The 21,081-nt window shown below is 55.4% G+C and carries 16 protein-coding genes, 1 tRNA gene and 1 riboswitch; of the genes, 6 read left to right on the top strand and 11 right to left on the bottom strand.

Translation table 11 applies throughout. From position 1 onward, the window contains the following. The first annotated feature begins 40 nt into the window (after positions 1-40). On the top strand, positions 41-3,604 hold the full coding sequence (locus G7Y43_RS07575; RefSeq protein ID WP_165045671.1) for a PAS domain-containing hybrid sensor histidine kinase/response regulator: 3,564 nt from the start codon (positions 41-43) through the stop codon (positions 3,602-3,604). Positions 3,605-3,770: 166 nt separating this feature from the next. On the opposite strand, the gene cysS is transcribed toward G7Y43_RS07575, so the two are convergent. The 6 genes from cysS to G7Y43_RS10730 all read right to left on the bottom strand — a co-directional run bounded on the left by cysS (position 3,771) and on the right by G7Y43_RS10730 (position 10,490). Then, positions 3,771-5,300 carry a cysteine--tRNA ligase gene (gene cysS, locus G7Y43_RS07570; RefSeq protein WP_165045669.1) on the bottom strand — a complete coding sequence of 510 codons (1,530 nt, stop codon included), beginning with the start codon at positions 5,298-5,300 and terminating at the stop codon, positions 3,771-3,773. A 4-nt stretch (positions 5,301-5,304) separates the two neighbouring features. Continuing rightward, the gene (gene cysE / locus G7Y43_RS07565; RefSeq protein WP_165045667.1) at positions 5,305-6,018 is read right to left on the bottom strand and encodes a serine O-acetyltransferase; all 714 of its coding nucleotides are present in this window, start codon (positions 6,016-6,018) and stop codon (positions 5,305-5,307) included. 95 nt (positions 6,019-6,113) lie between these two features. After that, positions 6,114-6,626: a 2-C-methyl-D-erythritol 2,4-cyclodiphosphate synthase gene (ispF, locus tag G7Y43_RS07560; RefSeq protein WP_165045665.1), complete on the bottom strand. Its 513-nt coding sequence runs from the start codon at positions 6,624-6,626 to the stop codon at positions 6,114-6,116. Positions 6,627-6,684: 58 nt separating this feature from the next. Further along, entirely contained in the window at positions 6,685-7,533 is an 849-nt protein-coding gene (gene ispD, locus G7Y43_RS07555) for a 2-C-methyl-D-erythritol 4-phosphate cytidylyltransferase (protein ID WP_165045663.1), read from the bottom strand. A gap of 87 nt (positions 7,534-7,620) precedes the next feature. After that, entirely contained in the window at positions 7,621-10,188 is a 2,568-nt protein-coding gene (locus G7Y43_RS07550) for an ATP-dependent Clp protease ATP-binding subunit (protein WP_165045661.1), read from the bottom strand. Positions 10,189-10,361: 173 nt separating this feature from the next. After that, a complete protein-coding gene (locus G7Y43_RS10730) occupies positions 10,362-10,490 on the bottom strand; it encodes a hypothetical protein (RefSeq protein ID WP_255464354.1) in 129 nt (42 codons plus the stop codon). Positions 10,491-10,501: 11 nt separating this feature from the next. After that, a riboswitch (Lysine riboswitch) is annotated at positions 10,502-10,677 on the top strand. A 60-nt stretch (positions 10,678-10,737) separates the two neighbouring features. Between G7Y43_RS10730 and G7Y43_RS07545 the strand changes: the two genes are divergently transcribed. Continuing rightward, positions 10,738-12,282 (top strand): Na+/H+ antiporter NhaC family protein, encoded by a 1,545-nt coding sequence (locus G7Y43_RS07545; RefSeq protein ID WP_165045659.1) that lies wholly within the window; start codon positions 10,738-10,740, stop codon positions 12,280-12,282. 229 nt (positions 12,283-12,511) lie between these two features. Then, entirely contained in the window at positions 12,512-13,738 is a 1,227-nt protein-coding gene (locus tag G7Y43_RS07540; protein WP_165045657.1) for a cation:proton antiporter, read from the top strand. A gap of 48 nt (positions 13,739-13,786) precedes the next feature. On the opposite strand, the gene G7Y43_RS07535 is transcribed toward G7Y43_RS07540, so the two are convergent. The 5 genes from G7Y43_RS07535 to G7Y43_RS07515 all read right to left on the bottom strand — a co-directional run bounded on the left by G7Y43_RS07535 (position 13,787) and on the right by G7Y43_RS07515 (position 17,427). Next, positions 13,787-14,338 carry an HdeD family acid-resistance protein gene (locus G7Y43_RS07535; protein WP_165045655.1) on the bottom strand — a complete coding sequence of 184 codons (552 nt, stop codon included), beginning with the start codon at positions 14,336-14,338 and terminating at the stop codon, positions 13,787-13,789. A 243-nt stretch (positions 14,339-14,581) separates the two neighbouring features. Then, positions 14,582-16,099 carry a lysine--tRNA ligase gene (gene lysS / locus G7Y43_RS07530; RefSeq protein WP_165045653.1) on the bottom strand — a complete coding sequence of 506 codons (1,518 nt, stop codon included), beginning with the start codon at positions 16,097-16,099 and terminating at the stop codon, positions 14,582-14,584. A 214-nt stretch (positions 16,100-16,313) separates the two neighbouring features. Then, positions 16,314-16,784: a transcription elongation factor GreA gene (gene greA, locus G7Y43_RS07525; RefSeq protein WP_165045711.1), complete on the bottom strand. Its 471-nt coding sequence runs from the start codon at positions 16,782-16,784 to the stop codon at positions 16,314-16,316. Between the two features lie 198 nt (positions 16,785-16,982). Then, complete coding sequence (tatA, locus tag G7Y43_RS07520; protein WP_165045651.1) at positions 16,983-17,234, bottom strand: twin-arginine translocase TatA/TatE family subunit; 252 nt, start codon at positions 17,232-17,234, stop codon at positions 16,983-16,985. A gap of 116 nt (positions 17,235-17,350) precedes the next feature. Then, positions 17,351-17,427, bottom strand: a tRNA-Pro gene (locus tag G7Y43_RS07515). Between the two features lie 344 nt (positions 17,428-17,771). Between G7Y43_RS07515 and G7Y43_RS07510 the strand changes: the two genes are divergently transcribed. From G7Y43_RS07510 to G7Y43_RS07500, 3 genes are all read left to right on the top strand, one after another. After that, complete coding sequence (locus tag G7Y43_RS07510; protein ID WP_165045650.1) at positions 17,772-18,527, top strand: SDR family NAD(P)-dependent oxidoreductase; 756 nt, start codon at positions 17,772-17,774, stop codon at positions 18,525-18,527. A 471-nt stretch (positions 18,528-18,998) separates the two neighbouring features. After that, the gene (locus tag G7Y43_RS07505) at positions 18,999-19,925 is read left to right on the top strand and encodes a transglutaminase-like domain-containing protein (protein WP_241158197.1); all 927 of its coding nucleotides are present in this window, start codon (positions 18,999-19,001) and stop codon (positions 19,923-19,925) included. 65 nt (positions 19,926-19,990) lie between these two features. Further along, complete coding sequence (locus G7Y43_RS07500; protein WP_165045648.1) at positions 19,991-21,079, top strand: type II secretion system F family protein; 1,089 nt, start codon at positions 19,991-19,993, stop codon at positions 21,077-21,079. Positions 21,080-21,081 lie beyond the last annotated feature (2 nt).

Genomic DNA, 21,081 nt, shown 5'->3' with positions numbered 1-21,081 from the left:
TTCAACGCTCTAAACCTATGATAAATGCGGGGGCACCTACATGGCAACACGGGAATACGAACTGATCCTGGATTCACTTCAGATGACGGCGGTTTATGTCATCAGGGAGGATAATCATAAGATTTTATACTACAACAAGCGGGTCAGAGAGATTGCGCCGACCATTGAGAATGGCATGGTCTGCCATGAATTGTGGGAGGGCGCCTGCGACAACTGCCCGCTGCTGTATATGGGAGATAAAAACGAAGCTCGCTCGGTAAATTATGGTGATCCCTTTGGTGAGGTTGTAGAGATTGCGGCCACCCGCATTCTCTGGGAAGAAGAGGTTCCGGCGTTTGTGATTGCCGTCACGCCCTACGCGGAGGTGGCCAATCACATTTATCACAAGGTCTTGCGGGGGAATTTGACGACGGACAGCTACATGATCGTGAAAGCTGACGAGGAAGAGATGCAGGAGCTGCGCGGACACATGACCTCTCTCTCCGACTGGTTCCTGGGCGTTTCCCAATGCGGCTATGTCTATGAAGAGGATATCGAGCGATACGAGAGCTTCGTCCGCTTCGACCACGCGAAAGCCGAATTGAAAAAGGGTGTAAAAAAGCTGAGCTGTATCTATCGCCGAAAATATGGAGACACCTACCGATGGCACCATCTGGAGGTCGTTCCGGATTTTGATTATACCGACGACAACCAGAAGGTCATGATCTGCCTGAAGGATATCCACGACGCCTTCAGGGAAGGGCTTGCAAGAGAAGAGGTCAATATCCGCAACCAGGAGATCATCAACGCGCTGGGAGAGACGAACTTTGCGATTTATGTCGTAGACCTACAAACAGGCCGCGTAAACATTGTGCAGGCCACAGAAAAGATCAGACAGAACGTGGACACGGAAAACTCCCTCTGGGACAACACGTTTCAGGGTATCGGCGCCGGCTACATAGCCTCTGAGGATCGGGAGAGGGTGTATACCCAGCTCTCCCTGGAGTCCATGAGAACGGCGTGGGAGAACGGAGAGAAGAAAAAGACCATTCTGTGTCGGGTGTTTTTGTATGGCACCTGGCGATATATCTCCATATCGGCCTATCTGAAAGAAAACAAAAAACAAAGCGGCTACGCTATTCTGACTTTTCAGGATGTGGACGAGCAGACGAAAAGAGACATGGAGCAAAGGCGCAACGACCAAAGAATGGCAGCCATTATCCGATCCAGGTACAGCATATTGAGCACCATCGATCTGGAAACCGGAATCTGCGAGAGGTTCTATCTGCGGCAGGGCGTTGCTGGCAGGCGCGCAGAGGGCGACTATGATTATTATGTCAAAAAGGCCTATAAGGAAACGGTCGTAGAGGCGGACAGAAGAGTGTTCGAAAAGACGTTGTTCCTTGAGAATATCCGAAAGAACGCTGAAACGGTGCAGGATTTTCGGGAGGATGTGTGCCAGTACAGACACCGGGGGGAATCTCCGCTGTGGACCGAGGAACACGTGCTCTACATCCGTCAAGGGGAGAAGACCCTGGTCAACGTATTGGGACGGGATATTACGGCGGAAAAGCTTGCAGAGGAGCAGACCTACCGGGAGTCCATCGAAAAGGCCTCTATTATCAACAGCCTGAGCAGCATGTTCTTCGCCACCTATTATATCAACCTTGAAAATGAGACCCTCAGACCCGTCAGACAGAAGGACGTGGTCAGCCGCGTTTTAGGCGATGAGAGGAACTACACCCAGGCGATCAATCTTTATGCCCAGAACTTTGTCTCTGTCGATGACAGGGAGGAATATCTGGAATATGTCAGTTACTACAGACTGCTGAATACCTTAAGTGTGGAGCATCCGGTGGTTGCCTTCGAATACCGCATGCTGCCCGATCAAAACAACCGCAGGGCATGGATTCGCGCCAGTATCGTATTGGCTGAGACCACAGACGATGGCAGGCCAAAGCGGGCGCTGTATGCGGCGCAGGATGTGACGGAGAGCAAGCTGCGGGAGGAACGTGAGCAGCAGGCGCTGAGAGAAGCCTGCGACGCCGCCAACTACGCCAACGCGGCCAAAAGCGATTTCATGTCGAGAATGAGCCATGACATCAGAACACCCATGAACGCTATTGTCGGAATGACGGCCATCGCGGGAAAGCATCTGGAAGACACTGAGCGTGTTGAAGATTGTCTGAAAAAGATCACAATCTCCAGCCGGCACCTTCTCTCGCTGATCAATGAAGTTCTTGATATGAGCAAGATTGAATCCGGGAAAATCGATCTGATGGAGGAGGAGGTTAATCTCTCTGATCTGATTGGAAGCCTGGTCACCATGATTCGGCCCTCCATGCAGGAAAGAAAACATCACTTTGACGTGCATATTGCGAACGTGGAGCACGAGCGCGTAATCGGCGACACCATGAGACTGCAGCAGATTTTCATGAATATATTGGGAAACGCAGCGAAGTACACGAATCCGGGCGGAACTATTGAAATGGAAATCAATGAGAAGCCGTTCAATACCTATGGCTACGGCTGCTATGAATTTGTTTTCCGTGACAATGGAATCGGTATGAGCAAGGAGTTTCTAGAGAAGCTGTTCGAACCCTTCAGCCGCGCGGAAGACTCCAGGGTAAGCAAGGTCGAGGGCACGGGGCTTGGAATGGCCATCGCGAGGAATATTGCCCGCAGGATGAACGGCGATATCGCGGTGGAGAGCGAGCTGGGCAAAGGCACGACATTTGTTGTAACGCTGATCCTTAAGCTTGTGGAGACGCAGGCGCCTGACACGGAGAAGTTCGCGGACTTGCCGGTGCTGGTGGTGGATGATGATAAAAACGCCGTCGAGACGTCTTGCCTAATCCTTGAGAACATCGGCATGAAGAGCGAATATGCTCTGAGTGGAAGGGAGGCCGTGCAGCGGGTAGGTGAGCGTCACCGAAGAAATCAGGATTATTTTGCCGTGATTTTAGACTGGCAGATGCCGGGAATGGACGGCATCGAAACAGCACGGGCGATCCGCAAAGATGTTGGAGCTGATGTGCCGATCATTATTCTCTCGGCCTATGATTGGAGTGCCGTAGAGGAAGAAGCGCGCCGTGCAGGTGTTAACGGGTTCATTTCCAAACCGCTGTTTAAGTCCCGTCTAGTATATCTATTTAATCAGATCATGGACGACGATGGCGCTAAGGAGCTTACGAAGGAGTCCTCGTTCGCGGACATGAAGCTGGAAGGAAAGAGGATTCTCCTGGTCGAGGATAATGTGCTGAGCCGAGAAATCGCGGAAGATATCATCGGTGAGACAGGCGTGACGGTTGAGAGCGCGAAAAACGGACAGGAGGCCCTGAAAAAGTTCGAAGTATCGGGCGAGAACTACTATGACATGATCCTCATGGATATCCAGATGCCGATCATGAACGGGTATGAGGCCACTCGGGCCATCAGAAAGCTACCCCGTACGGATGCTACCGAAATTCCGATCATTGCCTTGACCGCGGATGCTTTTTCGGAGGACATTCAGCGCAGTAAGGCTGCCGGTATGAATGAGCACCTTACCAAGCCGTTGGAAATCGACCACCTGATGAGGTGCATAGAGACATGGCTGGGAGACGAAAAGGTTAGCGGAAATTAATGAGCGCTAACGTTACGAACACGTCCGATCAGTGGAAAGAGCGTGAAGTAAAAGGTCGGATGAGGCACTGTTTCCTTAACCTCATCCGACCTAGGGAAACACGAACCTGTTCGAATGGTGTCATCTTCCCAGACGGTGCTGGTGCTATTCGAAGATAGCGTATCTTTTACGCCATCGACACCCGTGGACCCTGCGGCGTGTCTTCGATCACGAGGCCCAGCGCCTTCATACCATCACGTACCTGATCAGCAACAGCCCAATTCTTCGCCGCACGCGCCTCGGTTCGAGCGGCAAGCAACGCTTGAACCGCTTCAGAAGCGCTGTCTCCCGTATACCCTGCAAGGTCGGCGGCAAGCGCAATCACCTCGGCGGGATACCCATCGCCAGCCGCAGCGTCTTGCGCAGCAGCCACATCGATACCGAACACACCCATGAGCTCAACCACCACATCGCGCACAGAGCGCACCACAGCCACATCGCACGCCGACACGGTCTTGTCAGCAATAGCCGAATTCATGTCGCTCACCAACGTGAACACCGCACCCAACGCCTCAGGAGCATTGAAATCGTCATCCATTGCCTCGGTAAACGCACGCTTTGCCTGCACGCACGCCACATCCAGCGCCTCAGCGTCGATAACAGATGACACATCGGAATCATCGGAAGTGTGATCGAGCTGCCAATCAACATTGCGCACCGCATTCTCGATGCGAGCAAGCGCCGCATCGGCTTCAGCCAGACGCGCATCCCCGAACACCAGCGGGCTGCGGTAGTGAGTTTGCAGCATAAGCATGCGCAGCGCCTCGGGCCGCACAATGTCCAGTGCGTCGCGCAGCAGCAGGAAGTTATTCAGCGACTTGCTCATCTTCTCGGCTTCGCCTGTTTCCGCATTGGCTATTTGAAGCATGCCCGCATGCATCCAATAGCGTGCAAACGTGCAACTATACGCAGCTTCGCTCTGGGCCACCTCGTTCTCGTGATGCGGGAACACCAGATCGGCGCCACCACCATGAATGTCAAGCGGAAGCCCCAAGTACTTATGCGACATAGCCGAGCACTCGATGTGCCATCCCGGACGCCCCTGCCCCCACGGGCTTTCCCACGACGGCTCACCTGGTTTGGCAGCCTTCCATAACGCGAAGTCGAGCGGGTCGCGCTTGCGGTCGGCAAGACCCTGGCCGTCGGCGCGCAAGTCGCGGTGCCCCCCTTCCATTTCGTCAACATTGCGTCCCGAAAGCTTGCCGTATTCGGGGAAGCTCCGCACGCTAAAGTACACGTCGCCCTCAACCTCATAGGCGCGCCCACTGTCGATAAGACGCTGCACAAGCTTGATCATCTCGGGGATTTCTTCGGTCGCTCGTGGGCGAATGTCAGGGTCGAGCACGCCAGCACGCCGCATATCGGCGATAAAGGCGTCAGTGTATTCACGCGCCACCTCAGCGGCGCTTCGCCCTTCTTGGTTCGCCTTTGCAATGATCTTGTCATCAACATCGGTGACGTTTTGCACGAACGTCACATCGAACCCGCGCCACATAAGATAGCGCCGAATGATATCGAAGCTGATAAACGTCCGTGCGTTGCCTACATGAATATAGTTATACACCGTCGGGCCGCACACGTACATGTGCACCTTCCCCGCCTCACGTGGCTCGAAATCGACTTTCGTCCTCGTCTGGGTGTTGTACAACTTCAACATGGCCCTACCTTTCAGCCTCATTCGTATCTTTCACCGTACCCTCCGCCGCCGTTCGCGCGAGCAGCGCTTCAAGCTGGCTTACGCGCTCTTGAAGATCAGCAATAGCCTTACGGTTGCGATCAGATCGTTCTTCCATGGGGTCGGGCAGATTCTCGTGGCGCAGTTTCGCGTCGTCCTGTTCTGCAGCAACATGCTTGCCATCACGCATAACGATATGCCCCGGAATGCCCACAACCGTGCAGTTTTCCGGAACATCGCGCACCACCACAGCACCGCCGCCCACCTTCGAGTTGTCGCCGATGCGGATGTTACCCAACACCGCCGCACCAACGCCCACCATCACGTTGTTGCCCAATGTCGGATGGCGCTTTCCGCACTCCTTCCCCGTGCCGCCAAGCGTGACACCCTGGTACAGCGTGCAATCATCGCCGATAATGGTGGTTTCGCCAATGATCACACCCATGGCATGGTCGATGAAGAAGCGTCGACCAATTTCCGCGCCCGGATGAATTTCAACACCTGTCATGAAACGCGTGAACTGTGACGATATTCGCGCAAGGCTTTTGAGCCCCTTGTTCCACAACCAGTGTTCAATCACATGTGACCAGCGGGCGTGCAAACCCGGATAGGTGAGCCAGATGACAAACGAGCTTTGAGCTGCGGGGTCGCGGTCTTTAACCGCCTGCACATCCTCGCGGATGATCTTAAATATGTTCATGAGAATCCTATCTGCATCGGTGCGTAACGTTGTTGCTACCTACGCGCAACGCGCAGACAGCACACCCAAAATGCCGCAGGTTTCCGCGGCACCGGTTAGCTCCGCCGCCCTGTCTGACAGCGGAGCAACATACACACCGCGGTGGCCGAGATGCCCTCTTCGCGGCCCTCGAACCCCAGATGTTCGGTGGTTGTCGCTTTCACGCCCACATTGTCGATCGAAATGCCTAAAGCGCCAGCCAAATTCTTCCGCATCTGCTCGCGATACGGAGACAACTTCGGCGCTTGGGCAGCAATAACGCTGTCAACGTCTAAAATCTCGTAGCCTTGCTCGCGTACGAACTGCGCCACAGAAGCGAGCAACTTGCATGAATCAGCATCCTTATAAGCAGGATCGGTGTCAGGAAAGAGCTTGCCGATGTCGCCGCCGCGCACACCACCAAGCAGTGCGTCAGCTATAGCATGGGTAAGCACATCGGCGTCGGAATGTCCCATAAGCCCACGGCTATGCGGGATATCAACCCCGCCAAGGACGAGACGGCGCCCTTCGGCGAAGGCATGCACATCCATGCCCTGACCTATGCGCAATCTGGAGAAATCTTCCATCATCCCATCCGTTTCATCCTACGTTTGCCCTCACCTAACGAAGGCATTGTCGTACAGGATATCATTTCATCTGCTCGTTGCTCTTCAGAATCGCCGTGCGGACCGCAGCGGCCAACATGAGGTAGTCTTCCGGCACCGTAAGCTTAATATTGTCACGCTTGCCCTCCACCACAAGAACGCGCCCGCCAAGCCGCTCAATGAGCGACGAATCATCGGTTCCCACAAATCCGTCAGACAACGCCGATGCATGAGCCCTTCGGTAAATGCTGGCTCGAAATACCTGCGGCGTCTGCGCATTCCAAAACACACGCCTATCAGGCGTTCCCATAATCACGCCGTTTTCCACCACTTTAAGCGTATCGATGGAAGGATGCGCAACAATAACGCCGTCGGCGTCGATGTTTCCCTTAAGCGTGTTGATGGTGTGCTTAATGCGGTCAGGCGATATAAGCGGCCGAGCACCATCGTGCATGACCACGTACTCGTATTCCTCGGGCACGTATTCAAGCCCCGAAAATGCCGATTCCTGCCTGCTCGGACCCGATGGAGCCATAACAATAGGCGTAACGAACGGGAAGGGGTCAACAGCACGCGCCAAATACTCGGACTGGCGCTCTTCGGGGCACACGATAACGATAAGACCCACGTCACCCACGGCATCAAACGCTTCAGCCGACCAGGTAAGAATAGGCTTGCCCGCAATTTCAACAAGCTGCTTTCCGCCCTCGCGGCCAAAGCGCTCGCCGGTACCACCCGCAAGAATAACAGCAGCGGTTTTCGGATTCTTATCAACCTCGCCACACACGCCATGAAGCGATTGCGCAAGCAAATCGAAGTTCAAATCGCTCAGCAAAAGCTCAGGCGCCGACAGCACCTCCGATGAGTACACAGGATCCATCGTCTTTTCCATGGCGCCCACCTTCCGTTATTTCCCCTTATCTCACAAGCACGCCGCACACGGGAGACACCCCCTATGCGCGGCGCACCGTTTCGTTCGTTAATCTGCGGCCCCACCGCTGGCTGCACCGCCACCCGACGACGACGCATGTCCTAAATCATACCCGGTCAGCAACAGCTCGGCTTCGCGAGCAATGCTGTCATGCTTGCGCGGCGCGGGAATACTCCCCTCGCCCGCTGAAAACGCGAGTTTCTCGCCCGACTCGTCTACATCGGCAACGATAACCGAACCGCTTGACCATCTGCCCTCGAGAATTTCTTCCGACAGAGGATCCTCGATAAGACGCTGAATAGCGCGACGCAGAGGACGAGCACCATAAGCAGTGTCGGTGCCTTCCTTGGCAACCAAATGACAGGCGGCATCGGTCAGGTTGATGGTCATGTTCTGCGCGATCAGACGTTCACGTAGATCGCCCACCATCAGGTTTACGATCTGACCGATTTCTTCGGCCGTCAAACTCTTGAACACGATAATCTCATCAATGCGGTTTAAGAACTCAGGCCGGAAGAGCTTCTTTACCTCGGTCATCACGCGACTCTTAATTTCCTTATCGGAAAGCCCCGTATCGCCGTCGGCAGAAAAGCCCAGGGTCGACGGTTGCGCGATCTCGCGCGCGCCCACATTCGACGTCATGATGATAACCGTGTTGCGGAAGTCGACGCTGCGGCCCTGGGAATCGGTGAGCCGCCCTTCTTCTAGAATCTGCAACAGGATGTTGAATACGTCGGGATGCGCCTTTTCGATCTCATCGAACAGTACTACCGAATACGGGCGCTGCCGCACCGCCTTGGTCAGCTGACCACCTTCGTCAAAGCCCACGTAGCCCGGAGGACTGCCTACCAGACGGCTCACACTATGCTTCTCCATGTACTCGGACATATCAAACGATAGAAGCGCATCTTCTGAATTGAAGAGGAACTCGGCAAGCGCCTTAGAAAGCTCGGTTTTACCCACGCCCGACGGCCCCAAGAAGATAAACGAACCTGCGGGGCGTTTCGGATCTTTGAGCCCGCTGCGCGAACGACGAATGGCTTTCGACAGCGCCGTAACAGCTTCGTCCTGGCCGATCACGCGTTCATGCAGCACGCCTTCCATGCGCAGCAGCTTTTCGGTTTCGGCTTCGGTGAGATTACTCACCGGCACACCTGTAGTCATAGACACCACATCGGCGATGTCTTCAACTGTCACCTGATGCACCGATTTCGCGGAATCTTCCTCCCAGCGCTTCTCTGCCTCTTCGCGACGTGCTTTAAGATCGGATTCCTCGTCGCGCAGCTGGGCGGCTCGCTCAAAATCCTGCGAGGCAATGGCTTCATCCTTGGCGGCGCGGCACGTGCGCAAACTCTCATCGAGTTCGCGCAGCTCGGGCGGAAGTGTCATGTTGCGAATGCGCATGCGCGCGCCCGCCTCGTCAAGCACATCGATAGCTTTGTCGGGCAAAAAGCGATCCTGAATATAGCGGCTCGACAGCTGCACCGCCGCCTGCAGAGCCTCGTCAGTGAAGTGCACCTGATGATGCGCCTCGTAGCGATCGCGCAGACCCTCCATGATGCGCAGTGCTTGCTCTTCGTTGGGCTCACCAACAGTAATAGGCTGGAAGCGTCGTTCGAGCGCAGAGTCTTTCTCAAGGTGTTTTCGGTACTCTTCTATCGTGGTGGCACCAATTACCTGAATGTCACCGCGCGAAAGTGGCGGCTTTAAAATAGCGGCGGCATCAATGGAACCCTCGGCCGAACCCGCACCGATGAGCGTATGCATCTCATCGATAAACAGGATAATGTCGCCCGCATCCATGACTTCTTTAATGCACTTCTTCAGGCGCTCTTCGAATTCGCCACGATATTTACTTCCCGCAACAAGAGCACTCACGTCCAGCGTAAACAGGCGTTTGCCGCGCAGAATGTCGGGCACCTGATTCGACACGATCAGTTGCGCTAAGCCCTCGGCCACGGCAGTCTTGCCCACACCGGGCTCGCCGATGAGTAGCGGATTGTTCTTCTGACGACGGGAGAGCACCTGCATAACGCGCTCAATCTCGCCGGCGCGCCCGATAACGGGGTCAAGCTTACCCTCACGCGCCTTCGCCGTTAAGTCGGTGCCGAACTCCTTCAGCATACTGTCAGATGAGGCAGCACCGTCGAAGGGATTGCGTCCGGCATACACCGGGCTTTGTCCTACCAGGTCGTTCAGCGCACCACGAATATCAGTGCCCGACACGCCCAATCGGCCGAGCACGTCAAGCGCCGTGCCTTCACCTTCACGCACAATACCCAGCAGCAGATGCTCGGTGGATATGTAGGATTGTCCCATTTGCATGGCCTCGCGCAGCGAGTTTTCCATGACGCGCTTCACACGTGGGGTGAACGACAAGTGCCCCGACACATCGGTCTCTTCATCAATGGTCACCACCTGACGGATGGCTTGCACCACTGCGTCACGCTTGACGCCTAAACGGTCGAGCGCCTGGGCGGCAAGCCCGTCTTTTTCCTGAATAAGGCCAAGCAGCAAATGCTCGGTTCCCACATATGGCTGATGAAGGCTACGCGCCTCATCCTGAGCAAGCACGAGTACCTTGCGTGCCTTATCCGTGAATTTCTCGAATGACATGCTACCTCTTCTTTCTCACGCGATTGCGGGTACCGACGTGTTTGCCTTGGCTTCGCACGACATGGTACACCCTTGTTTGACCGCTTGTGCACATCGCGCATATCGTACCACTTCGCTTGTTTTGCACGGCGACAGGTTGGTCATATCCTTTGAAAGAGAATGCAGCAACGGCATTACAATTCGGCAACGTCAAGCGGAAACGCACCAAATGGCCGGATGTGCACTGTACACACCGTGCAACCGGTCAAAACGCCGTACCTATCCACCAAACCATACACATCCGCCGAATAATCTGCTACCATATGTCCGTTGTAATCATGGTAGAGGCGCGGTGTCCATCAGTAACCCCCACCTTGAGCGCTCGGGTGGCGCGGGGGCGAAAGGGAGCATCGCCGAAGGATCGGACAAAAGGCCCCCGAGCCAACCGAATCCTGGGGCGCAGCAGAACATGCTGCGCACTGTCGCGAAATGCGGAGAGCTGCCATGGCTGCGCGCCGTTTTTCCAACCGCGCCCTGCCATGTCCAGGCTCGCCGCGGAAAGGAATTGACGTGGAATTCGTCAACACTGCCTGGGCATTGGTTCCGGCGCTGGTTGCCATCGTTTTGGCCTTGGCAACCAAAGAAGTGTACGTGTCGCTGTTCGTCGGCATTCTCATGGGCGCGCTGTTAGTAGCCGGATTCAATCCAGTTGCCACCCTTGATGCCATCATCAACGACGGCATGATACCCGCCGTCGCCGACAACGCCGGCATCTTCATCTTCCTGGTAATGCTTGGCATGATGGTCGCCCTTGTAAACAAAGCGGGCGGCGCCGCAGCGTTCGGCAAGTGGGCCGCCGCGCACGTAACCTCGCGTGTGGGAACGCAGTTCGCCTCGTTCGTACTGGGCGTGCTCATCTTCGTGGACGACTACTTCAACTGCCTCACCGTTGGTTCGGTCATGCGCCCGCTCACGGACTCTAAGAATGTTTCGCGCGCAAAGCTGGCCTTCATCATCGATGCCACTGCTGCTCCCATCTGCATGATTGCTCCGGTGTCATCGTGGGCCGCCGCTGTCTCTGGCGTGGCATCCGACCTGAACGTAAACGGCATCGAGCTGTTCATTAACGCCATCCCCTTCAACTTCTACTCGTTGCTGATGATCGTATTTGTTGTCGGGCTTATCTTCCTGAACTTCGACTACGGCCCTATGGCGAAGGCCGAACTTGAAGCGTACAAGAATGGTAACCTGGGTGCACTTGATGATGAGCCGGCCGTCGAGAACAGCAAGGCAAGCCTGTGGGACATGCTCGTACCCATCCTCGTGCTCATTATCTGCTGCGTCGGCGGTATGCTGTATGTAGGCGGCTTCTTCGGCGGCGATGCTGCGGGTGATGTGATCGGAGCCTTCGGCAACACCGACGCCTTCGTGGCACTTCCGTGGGGTTCGCTCATTGCTGTCGTGTTCACTTTCCTGTATTTCCTGGCACGCCGCTTGCTCACACTGCGCGAGTCATCTGAGTCGTTCGTCTCGGGCTTTAATGCCATGGTGCCCGCCATCTTGGTGCTTACCTTTGCCGTGTCACTGAAGAACATGACGGGCCTTCTGGGTGCCGACGTGTTCGTGGCCGGACTCATGGAAGGCGCGGCTCCGGGCCTATTCAACCTGCTACCCGCCGTGATCTTCCTGGTCGCCGTGTTCCTTGGCTTCTCCACGGGCACGAGCTGGGGAACCTTCGGTATCCTGATTCCTATCGTCATGCCCATCTTTGCAAGCGATCCCACGCTGCTCATCATCGGCATCTCCGCTTGCCTGGCTGGCGCAGTTGCAGGCGACCACTGCTCGCCTATTTCTGACACCACGGTCATGGCATCGGCGGGCGCAAACATGCTGCATGTTGATCACGTTTCAACGCAGTTGCCCTACGTCATCACCATGGCGGTAGTGTCGTTTGTGATGTTCGTCATTGCCGGTTTCGTACAGAATGCCTTTATCTGCCTGCCATTGGGTGTGGTTCTCACACTGGGCACGCTCGTAGTGATGAAGAAGTTCGTTGGTGTGAGCGTAAAGGACATCAAGCTGGACGATACCGACGCAAGCACCGCAAAGGCGTAAGGCACGCAACGAAAACCGACGTCGTGGCGTCAAGGTGTCATGTCGTTGATGCTTGGTTGTAACGATTTATCGAAGGCGCGACCGAATACGAGTTCGATCGCGCCTTCCTCTTTTTCTTGAAAGACGATACCGAGCCACGTTCGTATCGTGCGTTACGGTATAGTGCTACGTTACCGGCTAAACCTGGTAAACCACCCTGACCAGCCTCAACCGAACGGAGATCGCGACCATGACTGCCGACCTCATTTCGCTTACCATTATCGCGCTTGTATCGGCCCTCTGCCCCATCGTGGCGAACGTGATACCTCGAAAGCTCGTTCCCGAAACGGTAATGCTGCTGCTCGCCGGAGCCTTACTGGGACCACACGGTGCAAACGTCATCTGGCTCACCGATTCCGTGTCATTGCTGTCCGAATTAGGCCTCGCATTTCTGTTCCTGTTGGCAGGTTATGAAATAAACCCGAAGAGCCTCATGGGTTCCCAAGGCAAGCGCGGACTCGCTACCTGGGCAATCTCTTTTGTTGTAGCTTACGTGATACTAAGCCTTGCCTTTGAATTCCCCAGCGACCTGGAAGTAGTGGCACTCACCGTTGCGCTCACCACCACGGCGCTTGGAACGCTGTTGCCTATTTTAAAAGAACGCGGACTTATGGGAACTCGATTGGGAGAATCGGTGCTGGCATACGGAACCTGGGGCGAGCTCGGTCCGGTGCTCGCCATGGCGTTACTGCTGTCGACGCGCGCTGGATGGAAGACGATCGTCATCCTGCTGATCTTCGCCATACTGTGCTTGATCGTGGCCATCGTGCCCACACGATCGAAACGCGCGGGCACAAGGCTGTACCACTTCCTTACCGAACGAGCTGACACCACATCACAAACAATGATGCGCCTTACTGTACTGATGCTGATGATGCTTGTAGCTTTCTCAGCACTGTTCGACCTCGACATTGTACTGGGATCCTTCGCAGCGGGCTTTATCTTGCGCTACGTAATCCCTGAAGGAAATCACAACCTAGAAACGAAGCTCGACGGTATCGCGTACGGCTTCCTGATCCCATTATTCTTCGTGGTATCTGGGGCGAAGATCGACCTGACGTCGGTGGCGCAACGGCCGGTTTTGCTGGTTTCATTTATTGTCTCGTTGTTAATCATCCGCTGCCTGCCAGTATACATAGCCCTTTCAACGGGAAAGGACACTCGCGACATGTCGCAACACAACCGCGCGACGGTGGCACTGTACTGCACCACCGCTCTGCCCCTCATCGTCGCCGTCACCTCGGTTGCAGTTAACGCCGAAGTCATGACGCAGAGCACGGCCGGCGTACTGGTGGCAGCAGGAGCCGTGACGGTGTTTCTCATGCCGCTCCTCGCGTCGATCACCTATCGCATGGTCGGCACAAATCCGCCCAGCGATCAGCGCAACCACACCGACGAACCCGATAGCAAGTATTAGACAAGCGGCCCGCTTAACACAGCGCGGGCCGCAGCATTCACAGATCCCCTAAATGAAAGGCACCGCGCGCGGCTCCATGAAGCCAAACACCGCCATGGTTACACCGCGCATGGCCAAGAACAGCCCGAGGAAAATCACGAACGACTCCGGCACCAGTATAAACGACAGCCCACACAGTAGGGCGACAATACCATTGGCCAGCATGAACCCCCAGCCGAAGCCCACCTTACGCAACCGAATCGCCGCCACGATGGCGAAGACACCGTAAACACACACGAACACTCCCATAAACATGGGTATGACCTCAGCGGTAATCAGAGGATGGGTGACGAAAAGAAGGCCTAAGATAATATCACACACCGCATTAACCATCACCCAGCCCGATACACCTGCGCTCTTACGCGTACGGAAATACGCAATCACATCGTAAATACCCACAGCAAGAAGCAAAAGTCCCGCCGCCGTGGCAATAGAAACCAGCGTCAACCCTGGCCAAAGCATAAGCACAAACCCTGCGATGAATACCATCACTCCGCCAAAGACCATACCCCAATCATGACGTGGTGCCGATTTCTCCTTCTTATGAGCTTTCGGACTCATACGACCACACTCCTCCCCGCATACCAGTATCCCTGTTTCCCATACACAAAGCCCCAATGGCATTGTGATTGAACTCGATGATACCATGCGCCTTGAGCTCTACAATGTTGACCCAAGGTAATATTGTCGTTAAGAATCCTAAGCGAGTTAAATCCTCAATCCATTGTCAACACACCCCGCGAAAAGAATCGGCCCACGCCAAGCAGGCGCAGGCCGATTGAAAGATTGATGGACGCAGAGTGGTTAGTGCAGCTTGACACCCGCAGGAGCTTCATCGCGCATATGAGGGAACAGCAACACATCGCGAATACTCGGTGCATCGGAGAGCAACATGACCAAGCGATCAATGCCTACACCCACACCACCCGCAGGAGGCATGCCATATTCGAGCGCACGAATGTAGTCTTCATCGTAGCCCATGGCTTCATCGTCGCCCATATCCTTCGCCTCAACCTGTGCACGGAAGCGTTCGGCCTGATCGACCGGATCATTCAGCTCAGTGAAGGCGTTGGCATACTCATGCCCACAGATAAACAGCTCAAAACGATCGGTAAGCTCAGGTGCACCCGGCTTCTTCTTCGCGAGCGGACTCACTTCAAGCGGGTGGTCGACCACAAACGTCGGCTGCACCAACTTATCTTCGGCAACCGCTTCGAAGATCTCAGCGATAAGCTTACCCTTACCCCACGCGCTGTCTGCGTGCCCGCCGTTGCGTTCGAGAATAGCCACCAACTCGTCACGCGAACGGCTGAAGTCAACCGTGTCTCCTGCACCTTCGCTTGCCAGCTCGATCATAGTTGCTCGACGCCACTTGCCCGACAAGTCGATATCTCGTCCTTGATAGGTAATCTGCAGCGTACCGCAGGCTGCCATGGCGGCCGCCTGAATGTAACCTTGGGTGAGTTCCATCATGCCATCGAGGTCGGAGAACGCCTGGTAAGCCTCCATCGTGGTAAACTCAGGGTTATGGAAGGGATCCATGCCCTCATTTCGGAACTGACGGCCGATTTCGAACACCTTCTCGAACCCACCCACCAACAGGCGCTTCAGCGGCAGCTCGGTGGCAATACGTAGAAAGTAGTCGCGATCAAGCGCATTGAAATGTGTAACGAAGGGCTTCGCGTTCGCACCACCCAGAATGGGATGAAGAAACGGCGTCTCAACCTCGTAAAAGCCCTGGTCTTCCATGTAACGGCGAATGGCCGAAACCACCTTGAAGCGCTTCTCGAAAGTTTCTCGCACCTCGGGGTTGATGATCAGATCCACATAGCGCTGACGATAACGGAGTTCTTTGTCGGCTAACCCGTGAAACTTCTCAGGCAGCGGACGCAGCGACTTACTCAGCAGTTCATAGCGCTCAACCGCAATGGAAAGCTGACCGCGTCGCGTGCGCATCATGGTGCCCGCAACGCCGATCCAGTCGCCCATGTCAAGGTCTTTCATGTCCGCGAACGCTTCATCACCCAGCGCATTAACGCGACAGAACAGCTGCATGTCACCCGATGAGTCGCGCAGATTCATGAAGATGATTTTACCCTGATCGCGCTTGGCAATGATGCGACCAGCCACCACCACTTCATCCTCGGTACTCTGACCGTCTTCAAGGTTGGCATACAACTCAGTTAGGTCAGCGAGGTGGTGCGTGTAGCTGAAAGCATGGCCGTAAGGGTTTTGACCAGCAGCTATGAGCGCTTCGCGCTTGGCGCGGCGCACCGCAATCGGGTCGTCCTCAATAACCTCTGTCTTGTTGTTCTCGGTCATGTGAATCCTTATCTCATGGTGCAAATGGTTCATACAATGTTATGGGTCAAACGCATACGTCAGCGAGAAGGGTAAGGGTGCCCCGAATTGCCGTGAAAGCTTGATGAAGCGCACGTCGTACGCGATGAAAACTTAGAGCAACAATGTGGGGTGCCCCAAGCCTTCACAGCGAACGTACAGTTCCGCCGTCGCATCAGCACGGCGGAAACAAAAATTAGTGCTCGATTTTGAGGATGGTCATGGTAATCTCACGGCCAGTCGGGCCGGTTGCGCTTACCTCGTCGCCCTTCTTGCAGCCCAAAAGCGCCGCGCCTACCGGCGACTCGTTGGAGATCTTACCCGACGCGACGTCACTCTCGGCGGCACCTACGATCGTAAACACACGCTCCCTGCCGCCCATGTCGACAGTCACCGTGGAACCGATGTTTACGCGGCTCGAGCGCTTCGGAGTGTTGACCACCGTCGCCTCAGACAAAATACGCGAAATCTCAGCGATGCGCGCCTCCATCATGCCCTGCTCGTTCTTCGCGTCGTCATACTCGGAGTTCTCGGAGATATCGCCGAACTCACGGGCGACCCTAATACGTTCGCCAACCTCGTCGCGCTTCTCGGTTTCCAGGTAATGGAGCTCTTCTTCAAGCTTGCCCTTACCCTCTTGGGTAAGAACGTAGTTTCCCTCGGCCATACCAATCACACCTGCCTTAACGTAAAACAGGCACGCCGTTTGCCCAGCGTGCACAGCCTTCATGCGAATCGAAATGTGCGGCACCATGTGGAATATCGTCCAACATCAAGCGCCCTTGTGCGGAAGCGCACATGCCTCCAATAACAAGAAAGGCGGTGCGCGGCCGTTGCGCCCGCGCACCGCCTGCAGTAACTGAGGTTATTCAGACTTCTTCTTAACCGTCTTCTTGACTGTCTTCTTGGGAGCTTCTTCCTCTTCTTCGACAACCTCGACGACTTCCTCTTCAACTTCTTCCTCGTCGTCCTTGTCGCCACCGATGCCCTCACGCAGATTCTTCACGGTTTTGCCAAGCGCACTGCCGAGCTTTGGAAGGTTTTTTGGCCCGAAGATGAGCAGAATCACCACGAGGATGATGAGAAGCTCGGGCACGCCCATTCCCAGAAATTTCATGTCAACCTCCATTTGCCACACGAGACGCCCTATCGGCGTAACCCGCCCGCCTTTCCCGTAAGGCGGCCTACGTATGCAAAAAGGGATGTTCTGAAAAGCACATCCCTTAAAGCTCATGGTCGGGATGACAGGATTTGAACCTGCGGCCTCTGCGTCCCGAACGCAGCGCTCTACCAAGCTGAGCCACATCCCGATGCCGCTCTCACAGCAGACGGTATATTACCACAACGCACACGCTTACAACCGAAATCTTCGCAACTCGCGCATTCTCCACGAGCAATGCAAAACGAAGCGAACGATATAGGTGAAACAGATGGTGCTTACCCAGACCACCTTGCAACATTCCTGCAATCAACCTGCGATCAACCTACGCCCTGACTCAGACCTGCTTCAAGTCAATCCCCGTAATCTCACACACAACCGAAGTTCATCGATCGTCATCCGTTTGGCAACGCGATAGAGGGTTATGCGCGTTCTTGCGCTGAGGAAATGAGATAGTGTGTACAGCTGGCAAACACACGGATGAGGAGGTTTTAAATGCTGCTCGAAGGAAAAACGGCAATTGTCACTGGCGGAACCCGCGGAATTGGATTCACCATCGTCAAGAAATTCCTCGCCGAAGGAGCTAACGTAGCCCTTTGTGGATCGCGCCCGGAAACAGCAAACGCCGCTGTGGAGAAACTGGTGCAAGAGATGCCCGAAGCAGAGGGGCGCGTTATAGGGATTTCCCCCGCACTGACCGACCCGGAATCCGTCGCTGCCGAATTCGCAGAAGTAACGCGCACGTTCGGAAAACTCGACGTTCTCTGCAACAATGCAGGAGTGAGTTCTCGCACGCCCTTAGTTGACTACACGCTCGACGAGTTTAAAAAAGTGGTCGACCTTAACTTAAACGCCGTGTTCGTTTGTACGCAGGCGGCGGCTCGCATCATGATAGAGCAAGGAGAAGGCGGCGCTATCGTAAACACGTCTTCCATGGTGGGCAAGCACGGCCAGCCCTCTGGAAGCGCCTACCCCACAACGAAATTCGCTGTGAATGGGTTCACGCTTTCCATAGCGCGCGAGCTGGCCTCGGAGGGCATTCGCGTCAATGCGGTTGCTCCGGGCATTACGCACACAGACATGGTCGATGCCCTACCCGAGAGCATCATTCAGCCGCTGATCGCAAGCATCCCGCTTGGCCGCATGGGAGAGCCCGAAGACATAGCCAATGCGTTCGTGTTCCTCGCGTCAGACAAGGCAAGTTACATTTCTGGAGCAGTGATCCCCGTCGACGGACTGTCCCGTTCGTAAAGCACGAGTTCAGCTACCTTCCTCTTGTGTGAGAGTGGAGAACAGCCCTCGCATACGTCGAGCGCCGCCATCTGTGCGACGCTCGACGTTTTTGGTATGCAACACGAATCAACCGCCTTGAGCTTTTTTGAATCGCATCGTAGAAGACAAGGTGGACTTAAGGCAGAATCTCTATGCAAAGATTTGGGCTTTGTCTGGTACAACGCCTCGTTTGAGTTTTAAAAACGCCTGCCCTCTGTTACCATTTCCCCTGTAGTCGAACGTTCGAAAACTGCAGGAAAGGCATGCATCATGTCAGCCCCCCGTCAACACGTCGTCGCTTTCGCACGCCGCCATCGCGCCGCGTGCGAAACGCGTACAGGCACGTGCATTATGCCGGGTTGCATAGAAGATACATCGGAGGGCTCCATGCAAGACCGAGCGCGACACTTCACAAAACGCTTGGCTTTACGCGCGGCGCAACGTGCACTCGTGATCACGCTGGCAATGGCGGCCACCTTTGGCCTTGTCGCCTGCGGGGGCGGTTCGCAAAATGGCAACGTTACCGGCGAAGCAAACACAGCAGCCAGCGGTGAAACCTCGGGGCCTGCGTTCGAACGCTCCGAACTGGCATCGTCTCCCTTTGACGAAGCGGCCGCCACAAACAGCAACGGAGCGCTCATTGACGCCTCTCACGTGAGCGAAGGATACGTGGCCGCAGCGGCAACCTCGCCCGTGCGGCTGAAATTCGAGGTGACACAGGGCGATATGAGCTACTACTACGACCTACCCAACGACGGCACGCCTATTTCGTGCCCCTTAAACATGGGTGACGGAAGCTACACATTCTGCGTGTGGGAGAACACCTCGGGCACGCGCTATGCAGCGCTATCTGACCCGATTTCGGCCGACGTAGCACTGGCTGACGAATTCCAGCCCTTCATCCGACCCAACCAATTCTGCCAATTCGACGAAACGAGCGAAAGTACAAGCCTAGCCAACCAGCTGTGCGAAGTCGCACAAAACGAGGGTGACGCACTGCGTGCCATTTGCGAGTGGGTAGTTGAAAACGTAGCTTATGACGAACAGAAGGCAGCAACACTCGCCGACGCCACCAGCTACGTGCCAGACCCCGACAGCACACTTTCTTCGAAAAGTGGCATTTGCTTTGACTACGCATCGCTCACCGCAGCAATGCTGCGCAGTCAGGGCATCCCCTGCAAGATAATTACCGGAGATGTTGCGCCTGATGGCATCTACCATGCATGGAACATGGTGTATATTGATGGGAGCTGGATTGCTGCAAGTTTCAGCGTACAGGAAAACACGTGGACACGCGTCGATCTAACGTTTACTGCCGGAGGATCGACAAACTTCGTGGGTGACGGTAGTTCGTACACCGACCGATACGTTTACTAGCGTTAGAGAACGCTTGAGCACGCAGCAATTCATTCGTTACTGAAAGACAAGGAGCGAACACGGACATGGCAACGAAGATGCTCGAAAGCGGCGCGCTTTCCGCCTTCTGCGAAAGCCTGGCCATCATGTACTCCGCCGGCATCCAAACGGATGAGGCGCTGTACCTACTTGGCGAGGAACAGCAGAGTGCAGGCGCACTCGCAAACAAGGGGCGGGCAAGCACGGGGAGCTTCAAAAGCGCATGCAGCGACGTGTACGCAGCGCTCGTGGCTGGCAAGTCGCTAGCGGCGGCGCTCGAAGAAAGCGGGGCGTTTCCCACTCACCTGGTAAACATGGTGGGCGCAGGAGAAACCTCAGGTCGTTTGGAAAGCGTACTGTGGAGCTTAGCGAAGCACTATGACGAGGAAGATCGCCTATACGCAAAAATGCGCAGTGCTGTCGCGTATCCAGCAGCGCTTCTGTGTGTGATGACGGTGATCTTGCTGTTTTCCGCTGCGGTGATCCTTCCGGTGTTCGTCGACGTGTACGAGGGGCTCACAGGTAACCTGACCGCAAGCTCGTTTGCCTACGTGAATGTGTCTATCGGCATTGGCTGGGCGGCGCTTATTATCACGTTTTTGTGCACGGTACTGGTGTTGGTGGGAATGGCCATCGGCTCGACCCCGGACGGGCGAGCAAAGCTGGTGCGCTTGTTCGAAAAGCTTCCGATCACGCGCGAACCCATGCGCCAAATTGCCGTGGCTCGCTTCACTGCGGCGCTCGCCACCTTCGTGTCAGCTGGCGTGGACACCGACACCTCCATGCAACGCGCGGTAGACATGGTGGAACACGCCGAGCTCAAAAGCCGCCTTGCAGCAGCGCATGAAACCATGGTCGACCCCGCGCAGGGCAAGAGCTTGCCGCAGGCGATATCGGAAAGCGATGTCATCGAGCCTGTATACGCACGCATGCTCATGGTAGGATCGCGCACAGGCAGCTTGGAAACGGTACTGGGAAGCTTGTCCGACACGTTCTTCGACGACGCCATCACCCGCATCGACAACGTAATCGACAGCGTAGAGCCAACGCTGGCGGCGTTTTTGACCGTGAGTATCGGCGCGACACTGATCGCCGTAATGCTTCCGCTGATCGGCATCATGAGCTCGATAGGATAACC

It is taken from the genome of Adlercreutzia sp. ZJ138 (assembly GCF_011038935.1).
GTDB lineage: Bacteria > Actinomycetota > Coriobacteriia > Coriobacteriales > Eggerthellaceae > ZJ141.
This window is presented reverse-complemented; position numbering and strand designations above follow the sequence as displayed.

Excerpts from the sequence above, each read along its gene's own strand:
- G7Y43_RS07575 (WP_165045671.1), top strand. The coding sequence starts at position 41 with ATGGCAACACGGGAATACGAACTGATCCTGGATTCACTTCAGATGACG.
- cysS (WP_165045669.1), bottom strand. The coding sequence starts at position 5,300 with ATGTTGAAGTTGTACAACACCCAGACGAGGACGAAAGTCGATTTCGAG.
- cysE (WP_165045667.1), bottom strand. The coding sequence starts at position 6,018 with ATGAACATATTTAAGATCATCCGCGAGGATGTGCAGGCGGTTAAAGAC.
- ispF (WP_165045665.1), bottom strand. The coding sequence starts at position 6,626 with ATGATGGAAGATTTCTCCAGATTGCGCATAGGTCAGGGCATGGATGTG.
- ispD (WP_165045663.1), bottom strand. The coding sequence starts at position 7,533 with ATGGAAAAGACGATGGATCCTGTGTACTCATCGGAGGTGCTGTCGGCG.
- G7Y43_RS07550 (WP_165045661.1), bottom strand. The coding sequence starts at position 10,188 with ATGTCATTCGAGAAATTCACGGATAAGGCACGCAAGGTACTCGTGCTT.
- G7Y43_RS10730 (WP_255464354.1), bottom strand. The coding sequence starts at position 10,490 with ATGGTAGCAGATTATTCGGCGGATGTGTATGGTTTGGTGGATAGGTAC.
- G7Y43_RS07540 (WP_165045657.1), top strand. The coding sequence starts at position 12,512 with ATGACTGCCGACCTCATTTCGCTTACCATTATCGCGCTTGTATCGGCC.
- G7Y43_RS07535 (WP_165045655.1), bottom strand. The coding sequence starts at position 14,338 with ATGAGTCCGAAAGCTCATAAGAAGGAGAAATCGGCACCACGTCATGAT.
- lysS (WP_165045653.1), bottom strand. The coding sequence starts at position 16,099 with ATGACCGAGAACAACAAGACAGAGGTTATTGAGGACGACCCGATTGCG.
- greA (WP_165045711.1), bottom strand. The coding sequence starts at position 16,784 with ATGGCCGAGGGAAACTACGTTCTTACCCAAGAGGGTAAGGGCAAGCTT.
- tatA (WP_165045651.1), bottom strand. The coding sequence starts at position 17,234 with ATGAAATTTCTGGGAATGGGCGTGCCCGAGCTTCTCATCATCCTCGTG.
- G7Y43_RS07510 (WP_165045650.1), top strand. The coding sequence starts at position 17,772 with ATGCTGCTCGAAGGAAAAACGGCAATTGTCACTGGCGGAACCCGCGGA.
- G7Y43_RS07500 (WP_165045648.1), top strand. The coding sequence starts at position 19,991 with ATGGCAACGAAGATGCTCGAAAGCGGCGCGCTTTCCGCCTTCTGCGAA.